Consider the following 13,496-nt stretch of genomic DNA (forward strand, 5'->3'; position numbering starts at 1 on the left):
CGCGCGCGCTCAGAGAATCTTGCGGAAGGCGTACAGCACCCGCTCGAAGAGCTTCTGCCACAGCGGCCGGCGGCGGAACACGTCCAGGTCCACCTCCCGGCAGCCCTGACAGTCGTTGCGGAAGGACTCCTCCAGCAGGCGCCCCAACCGCGGGTCCGCGAAGACGGCGTTCACCTCGTGGTTGAAGAGCAGCGACAACCGCTCGAGGTTGAACGAGCCGATGGTGCCCCACACCCCGTCCACCACCGCCGTCTTCGCGTGCAGCACGCAGCGCTCCCACTCGAAGATGCGGACTCCGGCGGTGAGCAGCTTCTCGTAGAAGGCGCGCGTGGCGTGCACCAGCCAGGGGTGATCGCTCTTCGCGTTGAGCAGCAGGCTCACCTCCACCCCACGCTGGGCGGCCTCGCGCAGCGCGGCCACCATCCTCCGGTCCGGGATGAAGTAGGCGGCGGCCACCAGCACGCTGCGCTTCGCGCGGGAGATGGCGTGCAGGTACGCGCGGTGGATGCTCCGGCGGCTGGAGAGCACCGCCAGCCCCACCTCTCCCTTGCGCTGCCGCGAGGCCTCACGCCGCCGCCGGTGGTTCTCGCGCCAGGTGCGGAACCGGTCCTGGAACGCCATGCGCCAGGTGGCCACGAAGCGGCGCTCCAGCTCGTGCACCGCCGGCCCCTCCACCTGCAGCACGTCGTCGCGCCAGCAGGCGCCCCCCTCGCCCTCGGGGGCCCAGTGGGCGGAGATGTTCACCCCACCGATGAAGGCCACCTCCCCGTCCACCGCGAGGATCTTCCGGTGGTCGCGCCGCAGCAGGTGCCGCAGGCCCCGGCTCAGGCTGTTGAAGGGCTTGAAGGGGCGGATGTCCACCCCGCGCGCGCGCAGGGATGCGAAGAAGTCGCGCCGGCTCGTCCACGAGCCCAGCGCGTCGTAGAGCACCTTCACGTGCACGCCGCGCTCGGCCGCCTCCACCAGCGCTTCCCCGAACAGCTCTCCCACCGCGTCGGAGATGAACATGTACGTTTCGAGGTGGATGTAGCGGCGGGCCCCCCGGATGGCCGCCAGCATGGCCGGGTAGGCCTCCACGCCATCGCGCAGCAGCTGGCAGGCGTTGCCCCGGAGCGGCGCGTGCTCACGCGGCAGGTAGTAGCGGGCGAGCAGCCTGGAAGAGACCTGGGGGCTCCATACCGGCGCATGAGCAGGCGGACACTCAACCTCCTGCTCCGGCTGTTCCCCGGTTCGCGTCCTGACTTCCGAGCCGATCCCCACCTCCCGCTCACGCATGGTGCTGAAAGGGTGGGAATGAACGGGCGATCCGGCAACCACCCGAGCCCGCCCCGGGGTCTTCCCCAAGGCGGTTGAAACGTCAGCTGACGGACAGCTTCGCTACAGCCCGAGCTCGGCGCGCTTCATCTCCGCCATGTAGGCGCAGCGCTGATCGTAGTCGCCCGGGAAGTACTGGCGGGTGTGGTCCAGCGTGGCCGAGGCCGCCTGCCAGTTGCTCTGGTTGACGTAGCTCTCCACCTCCAGCATCAGCTTGGCGCAGACGCGGTCCAGCTCCTTCTGCGCATCCTTCACGCGCTCCTGCGCCTCGAAGTAGAGGTCCGGCTTGGGCTCGGGGTGGGCCTCCAGCAGCATCCAGGCCTCGCGGAAGGACTTCCACGCCTCGTAGCGGTTGCGCGCGCCCACCGCCGCCGTCTCCATGTTCTTGCGGCCCCGGCTGTACGCCTTGCGCGCCTCGTCCACCAGCTGCTCGGGCGGAATCTCCGGCAGCAGCACCTTCTCCAGCCAGACGTTCCACACGCGCCAGGACTCCTCGCCCGGCGGGTTCTTCGTGTTGTCGAAGACGATGCGGTTCGTCTCGCCCTTCTTGAGGATCTGCCAGGGGATGACCACCTCGAGCATGCGATCCTGGCTGGCCAGCGTGTCCGCGGGCACCTTGGCCACGTTCACGCCGTTGACCGTCACCTCCACCTCGCCGTCGGAGATGCCCTGCGCTTGGTAGTGGAGGATGCCCAGCACGCGCGTGGCGGCGGTGTACTCCCAGTCGAACACCTTCTGGTCCGAGTTGTCCCACGTCACGCCATCGCCGTAGCCGAAGGAGTCCTCGATGGGCGTGGAGCTGAGGGTGGTGGGCTCGGGACCGCGCTGCACCTGGTTCTCACCGCCGAGCACCAGCCAGTACACCACGCCCATGAGACCCAGCGCCGTCACCACGGCCGCGCCGATGATGCCGCGGCGCACGTTGATGCTGGCGTCGATCCAGAAGAGCTTCAGCTGCGCCGCCAGACCCGGAGTCTCGCGCCGGATGCGGGCGCGCTCGGCGGCGGACAGTCCACCACCCCCCTTGTCCGGAGGGGCGGAGCGCGCCACCGCATTGGACGTGGGACGACGGCGCGGGGCCTCGGGAGCCGAGGCCGGAGCGCGCGCCAGGGCGGCGCCGGACTGCCCACCCGCGCGGGTGGGACGGGGCGGCGCACCCGTGGATGAGGTGGCCGGCAGGCTGGGACGGGTGGCCGTGCGTGGCGCCGCGTTGAGGGCCTGGATGGGGCGGGTGGTGTTGAGCCGCGCCTCCTCGAGATCCTCCTCGTTGGCGCCCTCGGGAGCCAGGGCCTCGCCCTTGTTGCGGTTGCGCTGGCGCGCCACCGCGTCCACCGACACGATGCGCGTGCTGTTGCCGTCGAACGTGGCGTTGGCGTCGGTGATCGGCTCCGGCGCGGCGAACTCGTCGCTCATCGGCTTGAAGACGAACACCACCGGCCCGAGCGAGAGCTTGTCTCCCTCCGCCAGCGACTGCTTCTCCTTCACCGTCCCGCCGTTCACCTGGGTGCCGTTGGAGCTGCCCAGGTCCTCGACGAAGTACTGGCCGTCCTCGGAGAAGATGCGGCAGTGGCGGCGGGAGATGCCCGCGTCGTACAGGACGACGTCACACTCGGCGACCCGGCCGATGAGGACGGAGTCCTGCTCGAAGGTGAACTCCTTCCCGGCCTCCTTGCCCTCGGCGATCGTCAGCTGGAAGCTCATGGCAACCTCAGACTCCTAGCACGGCCTTCGCCGCCCGGGCCACGGCCGCACGGGCCGAGGCGGGCTCGAGCACCTCGGCCTCGCCGCCGAACGATAGCACCCACTGCGTCAACCAGCGCTCATTGTCTCCCGCGACCCGCACCTCGACGCCTCCGTCCGCGAGCAGGCGGGCGTCCTCGCCGAAGCGCTCCCGGACATAGGGCGCCACCAGCTTGGAGAAGCGCACCCGGACGGCCGCGTCGGTCCGCGCCGGGTTGGGCACCTGGGCCCGGGCGTCCTCCCGGGGCTGGAAGAGGGTGTCGGTGACGGCCAGCCCCTCCATCCGGTCCACCCGGAAGAGCCGGTCGTCCTGACGGTTGAGGTCCCACGCCTGGAGGTACCACTGGCCGCGGTGGCTGAGCAGCTCGTGGGGCCGGACGCGGCGCGACTCGGGAGCACCCCGGCCGGGGGTGACATAGTCGAACGTCACCTCCAGCCGCGCGTGGATGGCCCGGGTGAGCGGCCCCAGCGCCTGCGGGGCCTCCAGGGCGGCGTCGATCTTCCGGTACATCGCCCGGAAGCGCTCGTGCGTGCCCGGCGGCAGCACGCGCTCGAGCTTCTCCACGGCGCTGCTCAGCGCGTCGCCCGCGGCCGGACGCAGCAGCTCCGCCGAGGCGGCCAGGGCCGAGGCCTCGCCCAGGGTGAGGCGCGGCGGCGCGGACAGGCGCTGGTCCAGGTCCACGTAGACGCGGTCGTTCTCGACGTAGATGTCGATGTAGTCGTCCGGGTTGAAGGGCGGCCGGCCCACGCAGGTGAGCAGGTCCAGGTCCTCCAGCAGGTGCTCCCGGCTGACGTTGAGGGCGCGCGCCAGCTCCTCCACGGTGATGCCGGGGCGCGAGGACACGTAGGGCACGAGGAACAACAGGCGGCGCAGACGCTCGTGGACACTCATGCCGCCACCTCACGAACGCCGTGCTTCTCGAGGATGCTCGTGGCCATCTCCTTCACCCGCGTCCGGGCCTCCTCGGGAGACTCCACGCGGCACGCGGGCCCGAGCTGCAGGCAGAAGCGCAGGAAGCCATCCAGGAACGTCACCGGCAGGTCCACGAGCACGCCCTCCCCCTCCGTGGCCGGGGCCACCGTGCCTCCGGGGAAGAGCGAGGCGGCGCGCGAGGCCAGCTCGCCGGTGAGGCGCAGGCGCACGTCCACACGCGGGTGGAAGCGGTGCTGCCAGGGGTAGCTGGCGACGTGGTCGTCGAAGGCGAAGCCCTCGGGCACCTCGAAGTCCGGAGAGCGCGGCCGGGCGGTGTTCACCTTGAGCGAGCGGATGCGGTGCACCTGGAAGGTGCGCACCTCCTGCCGCAGGTGGCAGTAGCCCACCAGCGTCCAGCTGCCCCGGCGCAGCACGAGCCCGTACGGGTCCACCTTGCGCTCCGTGGACTCCGGCCGCTTGGGCGACACGTACGTCATCTGCACCCACTTGTGCCCGGCACACGCCTCCCAGAGCTGCTCCAGGTGCGCGGCGAGCTGGGGGCTCGCCTGATCCGTGCCCAGCTCCATGCGCACACGCGGGGTGGGCAGCGCGTTGCCGGCGAAGAAGCCGATCTTCCGCAGGGCGTGCGACAGGTCATCCCGGCCCGGGAAGGCCCCGGAGGTGAGCGCGGCGCTGCCCGCCGCGTAGAGGACGGCCAGTTCCTCCTTGGTGAGGTCCACCTCGGGCAGGTAGTAGGCGTCGCGGTTGACGATGTAGCCGTCCTTCCGCTCGTCATCGCCCTGGATGTAGGTGAGAGGGAAGCCCAGTTCGAGCAGTTCCGCTTTGTCCCGCTCGAACTTGCGTTCGGCGGCGTCGTCGGAAATGCCCATGTAGTCGTGGGGGAAGTGCTCGCGCAGCTCCGCCCAGGAGATGGGTTCCCGAGCGTCCAGGAACAGCGCGACGAGATCGAGGAGGCGTTCGGTCCGGTCCATCGGAAGGTTTCGACAATGCGCAAAAGCGTCAGGTCGGGTCAAGGCAGGGAGCCAAGACGACGGGCTCGTGCCCGCTCACGCTCCGTACGAGCGTGGATCTACCCGGCCCCGGCGGGTCTGAACAGCTTTTTGCTGAACACGCGAGCAGGTGTGTCTTTTGGCGAGCGAAACCGACTTGTGAACGGAGGGCAGGCGTGCTCGGCCCCTGGACTCGCACCCGGCGCGTAACTGGGATATTCCTAGGAATCGACGACGTGCGCGCCTGGCCGGGGCGGGCTCGTCCGGCGGGATGCCCCGCGGAGGGGCGGAACGCACTACCTGGAGAGGACCCACCATGAAGCGCTCCACCCTCATCATGAAGGCATGGCTCGGGCTGGCGCTGGCGGTGGGACTCGTCTGCGTGGCCGCCGCCCCCCGGCAGGCCCAGGCCGAGCCCCTCTACTTCGCGCTGGAGGTGCGGCGCGAGGGCCGGCTGGTGGCCCAGCCCAAGCTGCTGGGAGAGACGGGCCGCACCGTGCGCGCCGAGCGCCGCAAGCCGGGCGCCAGCGAGCCCGACTACCGGCTGGTGCTGACGCCCACCGCCGAGGGCGAGACGTTCCACCTGGAGCTGGACCTGGTGCTCCCCGAGGTGAAGGGGCACTCGCAGCTGGCGCTGCTGCACGGGCAGGAGCGCAAGGTGCAGCTGGGCCGCTACCCCGGCGACCTGGAAGTGTCCCTGCTGCTCATGAAGGTGGACTCGCCGGAGTTCCGCGCGCTGATGGACCTGGCCGCGGATCCCGAGGACCGCGGCTCCGGCCGGGCCATCTGAGCCTCACCCCACCCGGGCCTCACAAGACGGCCAGGTCGTCCCGGTGCACGGCCTCGTCGAGGTACCAGTACCCGAGCACCGACTCGATGTCCGCGCTCTTGAGCCCCGCGATGCGCCGCAGCTCGCCGTCTTCATAGGCGCTGAGCCCGCGCGCGAACGCCTGCCCCTGGTCATCCACGAGGTCCACCGGGTCTCCCCGCCCGAAGTCCCCCTCCACGGCGCGGATGCCCGAGGGCAGCAGGCTGCGCTTGCCGACGACGATGGCCTCGCGCGCGCCCGCGTCCACGATGAGCCGCCCCTTGGGCTTGAGCGCGTGGGCGATCCACGCCATGCGCGCGCTGCGCCGGGTGCCGGGGGTCTCGAAGAGGGTGCCCACGGGCTCACCCGACAGCACGGCGCGCAGGCGGCCGGGCACGGCGCCCGAGGTGATGATGCAGCGGACGCCGAGCTCGGTGACGCGGGCGGCGGCGCGAATCTTGGTGGCCATGCCGCCAGTGCCCACCTGGGAGCCGGAGCCACCGGCCAGGGCGAGCAGCTCGGGGGTGACGGCGTCCACCTGGGGGAGCAGCCGGGCGTCCGGGTTCTTGCGCGGGTCCGCCGTGAAGAGGCCCTCCACGTCCGAGAGGACGATGAGCACGTCGGCCTCCACCACGCCCGCCACCAGGCCGGCCAGGGTGTCGTTGTCGCCGAACTTGAGCTCGTCCACGGAGACGGTGTCGTTCTCGTTGATGACGGGCACCACGTTGGCCCCGATGAGGCGCTCCAGCGCGTGCTTCACGTTCAGGTAGCGGCGCCGGTCCTGCACGTCCCCGTGCGTCAGGAGCACCTGGGCCACGCGCCGATCCGCCCGGCCGAACGCCTCCTCGTACGCCTGCATGAGACGGCTCTGGCCCACCGCCGCGCACGCCTGCTTGCCGGGGATGTCCTTGGGACGGGCCGACAACCCCAGCCGCTCGACGCCCAGGGCGATGGCGCCGCTGGACACCACCACCAGCTCCCGGCCCTGGGCCGCCCAGAGCAGATCCTCACCCAGCGCCTCGAAATGGGCCCGGTTGAAGCGGCCCGTGGCGTTCGTCAGGGCGTTGGTTCCAATCTTCACCACCACGCGCCGAGCGGCGCGCACCGCGTCTCGTCCAGAGAGATTCACGCGCCCAAGGTACACGGAGCGCGTGTCCCAAGCACGGGGACAGCCGGGCAGGCCTCGCACCCGCCCCCTGACATCCCCCAGATATCCCCTCTACCCGGAAGCACGCGCCCCGAGTGCGTGTTGTCAGATATCGGTCCGCGGAACAGTCAGGGGTGAATCCGGGGCAGAAGGCCCCTATCCTCTGGTTGAAGGCGAGACCGATGGCGGTGCGCGGACGCCCTTCCACCCGCGCGGGAGAAGGACTCTTTTGAAGGAAATCTACGGCAACACCCTGGGACTCAAGGCAAGCGAGCAGAGCCGGCTGCGCAACACCTACCGTCGCCGTGTCTCCCCTCATGAGATTGTCTCTCCGGAACTCGCCCGCCATCTCACCGAGCTGTCGAGCGAGACCAACCGGCAGGTCGGCGTCCTCCTCAACCGCAAGGGGGAGATCGAGTACGTGGTGGTGGGCAACGCCCACAAGCTGGAGCTGCCGGACATCGGCCGCGCCCGCGCCGGCCAGGTGCGTCTGCGTGGTCTGCGCCTGGTGCACACCCACCTCAAGAGCGAGCCGCTCACCAAGGACGACCTCACCGACCTCGCGCTGCTGCGCCTGGACATGGTCGCCGCCGTCGGCGTGGGCGAGACGGGTCTGCCCGGCATCCTCCACTACGCCCACCTCGTGCCCGAGAACGGCACCGGTGACTTCTGGCGCGTGTCCTCCCTGCCCAGCGTCCACGACGATCAGCCCGACGTGCTCGACACGCTCGAGGCCCTGGAACAGGAGCTCAACCGCAAGGCAGCCGCGCGCACCGTGAGCGGCCGGGACAAGGCCATCCTCGTGGCGGTGTGCCTCGATGGCAACCGCGCCAGCGCCGAGGCCAGCCTCGCCGAGCTCAAGGAGCTGGCGCGCACCGCCGGCGTCGAGGTGCTCGACAGCGTCCTGCAGATGCGCCGCGAGCCGGATCCGCGCTACCTCATCGGCCGCGGCAAGCTCGAGGACCTCAACCTGCGCTCCATGCAGGCCATGGCCGACGTCCTCATCTTCGACAAGGACCTCACCCCCTCGCAGGGCCGCCACATCAGCGAGGCCACCAGCCTCAAGGTCATCGACCGCACCCAGCTCATCCTCGACATCTTCGCCCAGCGGGCGCAGAGCGCCGAGGGCAAGCTCCAGGTCGAGCTGGCCCAGCTCAAGTACCGCCTGCCCCGGCTCGTGCAGAGTGACACCTCGCTCAGCCGTCTGGCCGGTGGTATCGGCGGGCGCGGCCCCGGTGAGACGAAGCTCGAGATCGACCGCCGCCGCGCGCGCGATCGCATCAACCACCTGGAGAAGCGCATCGACTCGCTCTCGCGCGAGCGCGAGGTGCGCCGGGCCCAGCGCAACCGGCGCGACCTGCCCGTCATCTCCATCGTCGGCTACACCAACGCGGGCAAGTCCACGCTCCTCAACGCCATCACCGGCTCCGAGGTGCTGGCGGAGAACAAGCTCTTCGCCACGTTGGACCCCACCAGCCGCCGCCTGCGCTTCCCCCAGGAGCGCGAGGTCATCATCACCGACACGGTGGGCTTCATCCGGGACCTGCCCAAGGACCTGGTGGCCGCCTTCCGCGCCACGCTCGAGGAGCTGTACGACGCGGATCTGCTCCTGCACGTGGTGGACGCGAGCGACCCCGCCCGCGACGAGCAGGTGCAGGCCGTCGAGGGCATCCTCGAGTCGCTGGAGCTGATGCAGAAGCCGCGCATGATGGTGTGGAACAAGGCGGACCAGCTCGCCCCCGACGAGGTGGAGTCGCTGCTGCGCACCCGCGGCGGCGTGGCCATCAGCGCCATCCAGCGCGAGGGCCTGGCCACCCTGCTGGCCAAGGCCGACACCACCCTCTTCGCCGAGGGCGCCTCGCAGAACCTCGGCGTCGTCATCACCGAGAGCGCCTCGTACGCCCTCGAGGGGGCCGACGCGGGTGCCTCCGAGGACCTCGGGGAGCTGGACGAGGAGTCCTCGCGGAGCCTCGGGGCCGCGTAGGCCCCCGGGCCCCGGGGTTGCGGGCCGGCACCGGGCACTCTACAGTCCCGGTGCCGTGCTCATGCCGCTCTCCCTGTCCTCCCTGTCGCTGCTCGCTCAGGTCAACATCCCCGGCATCGGGCCGGAGCTCGAGAAGCCCGCCTCGTCGGTGGACCCGAACTATTTCGAGCTGCTCGAGCGCAACAGCCACCTCGTCTACCCCGCCCTGGCCGTGCTCGTGCTCGGGCTGGTGACGCTCGCCATCCTCCAGGCCTCCAAGGCCCAGGACATGGACGGCGCCGCCAAGGCCGAGTTCAAGAAGCTCATCGTCGACGAGCTGCGCCGCTACCCCGCGGGTCTCGAAACCCCCGAGCTGGCCGGCGCCGTGGGGCTCGACCGCAGCAAGCTCGTGCGCCTGCTGGACCAGATGCAGCAGGATGGCGTGCTCATCTCGCACACCACCACCCAGCGCCAGACCGTGTGGCGGGTGAAGGGCGTGGGCGTCCGCACCTGGTGAGGCGCCCCCCTCCCCCGCATCACGTCAGCTCGGACTTGGGCTGACGCGTCATCAGCTCCACCACCGCGGCGCGGGCGTTCTTGCCCTCGTAGGCGATGGCGTACACCTGGTCGCAGATGGGCAGCTCCACGCCCAGCTTGCGCGACAGGTCCCTCGCGCTCTTCGCCGTCTTCACGCCCTCGGCCACCTGCTTCATGTCCCCCAGGATGTCCTGGAGCGAGCGGCCCCGGCCCAGCTCCATCCCCACGTGCCGGTTGCGGCTGAGCTCGCCGGTGCAGGTGAGCACCAGGTCCCCCATGCCCGACAGCCCCGAGAGCGTGAGGGGGTTGGCCCCCTTGCGCACCGCCAGGCGGGTGATTTCCGCCAGGCCCCGGGTGATGATGGCCGCGCGGGCGTTGTGGCCCATGCCCAACCCATCCGCCATGCCGGCGGCGATGGCGATGACGTTCTTCAGCGCTCCGCCGTACTGCACCCCCACCACGTCATTGGAGGTGTAGGAGCGAAACGTCTCCGTCTGCAGCGCCTTCTGGCAGCGCACGGCCACCTTCTCCCAGTGCGAGGCGATGGTGACGACGGTGGGCATGCGCTGCGCCAGCTCCTTGGCGAAGCTGGGGCCGGAGAGCACGGCGATATAGGGGTGGTACTGCTCCGGCAGGCAGTCCTCCAGCAGCTCCGTCATCGTCAGGAGCGTCTCGTTCTCGATGCCCTTGGCCACCGTCACCAGCGGCGCGTGCACCGGCAGGTACGGCAGCGCCCTGGCCACCACCTCGCGCGTGGCGTGGCTGGGCGTGGCCAGCACCACCAGCTCCGCCCCCGCCAGCGCCTCCTCCTGGCTCGTCGAGGCCCGGACGCGCGGCGAGATGGGGATTCCAGGCAGGTAGGTGGGGTTCTCGTGGCGGGTGTTGATGGCCTCGACAAGCTCGGGCTCCCGCCCCCACAAGCCCACCTGCTCGCAATTGACCGCGAGCACGTTGGCGAGGGCGGTACCGAAAGAGCCGGAACCAATGACACTGGCGCGCATGGAGCGAATCTCCGGGGGAGCGAGGAAGGGGGCGCAGCTTAGTCCACCCCCTCACGTGTCGGACAACAACCAGGCCGCACTTCCTCGTGGCCACGCGGGGGGCGGGTCGGTCTACCATCCGCCGCTTCCACACGGGTGCGCGAGGAGGAGCCAGGGATGAGGGCAGGCAGGGGCGTGGCGGTGATGCTGGCACTGGCGCTCGGCGCCTGCCGCTCGAGGGACTCGGGCCCGGCGGACGCGGGCGTGCTGCCCCCGCCGAGCGCCCTCTCCTGCGAGGCGCTCCTGTCCCCCGAGGTGCGCGAGGCCCTGCCCGGCTTCTCCGTGAAGGAGGAGCGCCCGTGCCCCACCTGCGGTCCGCTCTGCACCTTCCGCTCCGCGGAGCAGAAGGACACCGCCGTCTCCATCGCCTACGACTGCCGCAAGCGCCCCGAGGGCACCGAGCCGCAGGACCTGCTCGTCCCCGCGCTGCGCGCCGGAGGCACCGAGGTGCCCGCGCTGGGCAAGGCCGCCGTCCGCCGCGAGCCCGTGCAGGGCATGCTCCAGGTCTCCACCTGGGACGACGACACGCCCTGCGGCATCGTCGTCACCTGGCTGGGCAAGGACAAGGAGCGCGCACTGGACATCGCCCGCCTGACGCTCTTCGCCACCACCCCCGAGCGCCTCATGCGGGCCGGCGAGCCTCACGCCACTCCGGCCCCGGATGCCGGCCCGCCCTGAAGGACCCACCCCGAGGTGGGTCGGCATCCCACCCCAGGTGGAATCGACGACACCTGACGCGAGCACCCGGCGCGCCGTGGGGGTAAAGGAGAGGGGCCGTGCAGAGCTCACCCCCCTCCGTCATCCTCAGCTTCCGGCGCACCTTCGCGCTGCTCATCGTCCTGGTCGTGCTGCCGTCGGCCGGGCTGTCCGGCTTCGGCGTGGTGGCCATCATCAATGAGCGCGCCGCGGTGGAGAAACGCCTGGAGGCCGCCTGGCAGGGCACGCTGGAGACACTCGAGGAGGAGCTGCCCGCGGCCTTGAGGGCCTCGGACTTCGAGCTGGTGGAGGGCAAGCCGCGGCTGCTGGCCCCCGATGGACGCCTGCTGTCCACCCAGGACTCCTTCCAGGTGGAGGGCAAGGAGGTGCGCACGGCGAACGCGGAGCTCGCCTCGGCCCTGCAGGCCGTGGGGTTCTCGTCCACGGTCTTCCCGGCGGGCACCTCCCACTTCTCCCTCATGGTGGGCGGGCACGCCGCGCTCATCGCCGCCGAGCGCCGCGGGGACGTGGTGCACGGCGTCCGTCTGTCCCAGGAGGCCGTGGAGGCACTGCTCGCCGAGCGGGCCGAGAGCCAGGTGACGTCCAGCGAGCCGGTGCGCTTCGTCCTCATCGGCCGCCAGGAGCCCACGGGCGAGGGGCTCATGGGAAAGCTGGCGGCCGAGGTGGCCCAGGCCCGGGCCAGCGCGCTCGGGCCGCAGGTGCTCGCCGACCAGGTGCTGCCCCCACCGCTGCAGGACTTCCGGCTGGGCGTGGTGCCCACCGGGGAGGACCCGGTGGCGAGCGCCTCCACCCGCAACCGCGTGGTGTACGTGGTGCTGCTGGCCCTCTTCTACCTCACGCTCACCTTCGGCGTCGCCTACACCGGCCGCGTGCTGTACCGCGAGGCCAAGCTGTCGCGCATGAAGACGGACTTCGTGTCGCTGGTGAGCCACGAGCTGCGCACCCCCGTCACCTCCATCCGCATGTTCATCGAGACGCTCGCGCTGGGCCGCGTGAAGGACCCCGCCCAGATACAGCAGGTGCTGCAGATGCTCACCCAGGAGACGGAGCGGCTGAGCATCCTCGTCGAGCGGGTGCTGGACTGGGCGCGCATCGAGAGCGGACGCAAGGAGTACCACCGGGAGACCCAGCCCGTGGCCGCCGTGGTGGACACCGCCGTGGCCGCCTTCCGCGCCCAGCGTCTGGAGGGCGACATGCGGCTCACCGTGCACGTGCCCGACGCCCTCCCCCCCATCCAGGTGGATCGCGACGCCATCGCCGGCGCGCTGCTCAACCTGCTGCAGAACGCCTACAAGTACAGCGGCGAGGACAAGCGCATCGCCCTCTCGGTCCACTCCCAGGGGAAATGGGTGGGACTGACGGTGGAAGACCATGGCGTGGGCATCTCGCCACGGGACCGTAAACGCATCTTCGAGCGCTTCTACCGGGTGGACAACCTGCTCACGCGCAAGACGGAAGGCAGTGGATTGGGACTGGCCATCACCAAGCGCATCGTGGAGGCTCACGGCGGGCGCATCACCGTGAAGAGCGAACCGGGCAAGGGCAGCCGCTTCACCATCCAACTCCCCGTGGCAAAGGCATGAGCGACAAGCCTCGACGCATCCTGGTGGTGGAAGACGACCTGGCCATCCTCACCGGGCTGTCCATGAACCTGAAGTTCGAGGGCTACGAGGTCCTCCAGGCCCAGGACGGCCGGCAGGGCCTGGCACGCGCGCTCGACGAGGCGCCGGACCTGCTCGTGCTGGACGTCATGATGCCCGAGCTCAACGGCTTCGAGGTGCTCAAGGAGCTGCGCCAGCGCGGCCGGGACACCCCCGTGGTGGTGCTCAGCGCCAAGGGCTCGGAGATGGATAAAATCCTCGGCCTCAACCTGGGCGCGGACGACTACGTGGCCAAGCCCTTCGGGTTGCAGGAGCTGCTGGCCCGCATCAAGGCCGTGCTGCGCCGGCGCTACCCCGTCTCCGGACAACCCCCACCGCTCGCCTTCGGGGACGTGCAGGTGGACATGGCCGCCAAGACGGTGACGCGCGGTGGACAGCCCGTGGAGCTCACGGCCCAGGAGTTCAAGCTGCTGGCCCACTTCCTCGGCCACCCGGGGCGCACCTTCAACCGCGAGGAGCTGCTGAGCGCCGCCTGGGGCTACGACTACGTGGGCAGCGCGCGCACGGTGGACAACTTCATGCGCCAGCTGCGGCTCAAGCTGGAGCCCGACCCCGAGCAGCCCCGGCACTTCCTCACCGTCCGAGGGCTCGGCTACCGCTTCGAGCGCTGAGGGACCCTCCATCGGACGGAGTTGACGCTCCGCCT

12 protein-coding genes are annotated in these 13,496 nt (G+C 70.6%); 6 read left to right on the top strand and 6 right to left on the bottom strand.

Features of this window, described 5'->3' with window-relative positions:
* Positions 1 to 9: 9 nt before the first annotated feature.
* From JRI60_RS41300 to JRI60_RS41315, 4 genes are all read right to left on the bottom strand, one after another.
* Entirely contained in the window at positions 10 to 1,275 is a 1,266-nt protein-coding gene (locus tag JRI60_RS41300; RefSeq protein ID WP_204221541.1) for a phospholipase D-like domain-containing protein, read from the bottom strand.
* Between the two features lie 102 nt (positions 1,276 to 1,377).
* The gene (locus tag JRI60_RS41305; RefSeq protein ID WP_204221543.1) at positions 1,378 to 3,015 is read right to left on the bottom strand and encodes an FHA domain-containing protein; all 1,638 of its coding nucleotides are present in this window, start codon (positions 3,013 to 3,015) and stop codon (positions 1,378 to 1,380) included.
* 7 nt (positions 3,016 to 3,022) lie between these two features.
* A complete protein-coding gene (locus JRI60_RS41310) occupies positions 3,023 to 3,946 on the bottom strand; it encodes a helix-turn-helix transcriptional regulator (RefSeq protein WP_204221546.1) in 924 nt (307 codons plus the stop codon).
* Positions 3,943 to 4,959: a helix-turn-helix transcriptional regulator gene (locus tag JRI60_RS41315; protein WP_204221548.1), complete on the bottom strand. Its 1,017-nt coding sequence runs from the start codon at positions 4,957 to 4,959 to the stop codon at positions 3,943 to 3,945. The genes JRI60_RS41310 and JRI60_RS41315 overlap by 4 nt, the downstream gene beginning before the upstream one ends.
* A gap of 334 nt (positions 4,960 to 5,293) precedes the next feature.
* Between JRI60_RS41315 and JRI60_RS41320 the strand changes: the two genes are divergently transcribed.
* On the top strand, positions 5,294 to 5,767 hold the full coding sequence (locus JRI60_RS41320; RefSeq protein WP_204221550.1) for a hypothetical protein: 474 nt from the start codon (positions 5,294 to 5,296) through the stop codon (positions 5,765 to 5,767).
* Between the two features lie 19 nt (positions 5,768 to 5,786).
* Here the strand turns inward: JRI60_RS41320 and proB are convergent, their stop codons facing one another.
* Positions 5,787 to 6,914 carry a glutamate 5-kinase gene (proB, locus tag JRI60_RS41325; protein ID WP_430384347.1) on the bottom strand — a complete coding sequence of 376 codons (1,128 nt, stop codon included), beginning with the start codon at positions 6,912 to 6,914 and terminating at the stop codon, positions 5,787 to 5,789.
* Between the two features lie 247 nt (positions 6,915 to 7,161).
* On the opposite strand from proB, the gene hflX reads away from it, so the two are divergent.
* Together hflX and JRI60_RS41335 are read left to right on the top strand one after the other, a co-directional pair.
* Positions 7,162 to 8,916, top strand: coding sequence for a GTPase HflX (gene hflX / locus JRI60_RS41330; protein ID WP_239470034.1), 1,755 nt, complete (start codon positions 7,162 to 7,164; stop codon positions 8,914 to 8,916).
* A gap of 61 nt (positions 8,917 to 8,977) precedes the next feature.
* Positions 8,978 to 9,412, top strand: coding sequence for a hypothetical protein (locus JRI60_RS41335; protein ID WP_204229316.1), 435 nt, complete (start codon positions 8,978 to 8,980; stop codon positions 9,410 to 9,412).
* Positions 9,413 to 9,431: 19 nt separating this feature from the next.
* On the opposite strand, the gene JRI60_RS41340 is transcribed toward JRI60_RS41335, so the two are convergent.
* Positions 9,432 to 10,433, bottom strand: a complete 1,002-nt coding sequence (locus JRI60_RS41340; RefSeq protein ID WP_204221551.1) for an NAD(P)H-dependent glycerol-3-phosphate dehydrogenase — start codon at positions 10,431 to 10,433, stop codon at positions 9,432 to 9,434.
* Between the two features lie 156 nt (positions 10,434 to 10,589).
* Here JRI60_RS41340 and JRI60_RS41345 point away from each other — a divergent pair, with 156 nt between their 5' ends.
* The 3 genes from JRI60_RS41345 to JRI60_RS41355 all read left to right on the top strand — a co-directional run bounded on the left by JRI60_RS41345 (position 10,590) and on the right by JRI60_RS41355 (position 13,461).
* Complete coding sequence (locus JRI60_RS41345; RefSeq protein WP_204221553.1) at positions 10,590 to 11,150, top strand: hypothetical protein; 561 nt, start codon at positions 10,590 to 10,592, stop codon at positions 11,148 to 11,150.
* Positions 11,151 to 11,248: 98 nt separating this feature from the next.
* On the top strand, positions 11,249 to 12,772 hold the full coding sequence (locus tag JRI60_RS41350; protein WP_204221554.1) for a sensor histidine kinase: 1,524 nt from the start codon (positions 11,249 to 11,251) through the stop codon (positions 12,770 to 12,772).
* Positions 12,769 to 13,461, top strand: a complete 693-nt coding sequence (locus JRI60_RS41355) for a response regulator transcription factor (RefSeq protein WP_204221555.1) — start codon at positions 12,769 to 12,771, stop codon at positions 13,459 to 13,461. Before JRI60_RS41350 ends, JRI60_RS41355 begins: the two co-directional genes overlap by 4 nt.
* Positions 13,462 to 13,496 lie beyond the last annotated feature (35 nt).

This window comes from Archangium violaceum (assembly GCF_016887565.1).
Classification (GTDB): Bacteria; Myxococcota; Myxococcia; order Myxococcales; family Myxococcaceae; genus Archangium; species Archangium violaceum_B.

Excerpts from the sequence above, each read along its gene's own strand:
- JRI60_RS41300 (WP_204221541.1), bottom strand. The coding sequence starts at position 1,275 with ATGCGTGAGCGGGAGGTGGGGATCGGCTCGGAAGTCAGGACGCGAACC.
- JRI60_RS41305 (WP_204221543.1), bottom strand. The coding sequence starts at position 3,015 with ATGAGCTTCCAGCTGACGATCGCCGAGGGCAAGGAGGCCGGGAAGGAG.
- JRI60_RS41310 (WP_204221546.1), bottom strand. The coding sequence starts at position 3,946 with ATGAGTGTCCACGAGCGTCTGCGCCGCCTGTTGTTCCTCGTGCCCTAC.
- JRI60_RS41315 (WP_204221548.1), bottom strand. The coding sequence starts at position 4,959 with ATGGACCGGACCGAACGCCTCCTCGATCTCGTCGCGCTGTTCCTGGAC.
- JRI60_RS41320 (WP_204221550.1), top strand. The coding sequence starts at position 5,294 with ATGAAGCGCTCCACCCTCATCATGAAGGCATGGCTCGGGCTGGCGCTG.
- JRI60_RS41335 (WP_204229316.1), top strand. The coding sequence starts at position 8,978 with ATGCCGCTCTCCCTGTCCTCCCTGTCGCTGCTCGCTCAGGTCAACATC.
- JRI60_RS41340 (WP_204221551.1), bottom strand. The coding sequence starts at position 10,433 with ATGCGCGCCAGTGTCATTGGTTCCGGCTCTTTCGGTACCGCCCTCGCC.
- JRI60_RS41345 (WP_204221553.1), top strand. The coding sequence starts at position 10,590 with ATGAGGGCAGGCAGGGGCGTGGCGGTGATGCTGGCACTGGCGCTCGGC.
- JRI60_RS41355 (WP_204221555.1), top strand. The coding sequence starts at position 12,769 with ATGAGCGACAAGCCTCGACGCATCCTGGTGGTGGAAGACGACCTGGCC.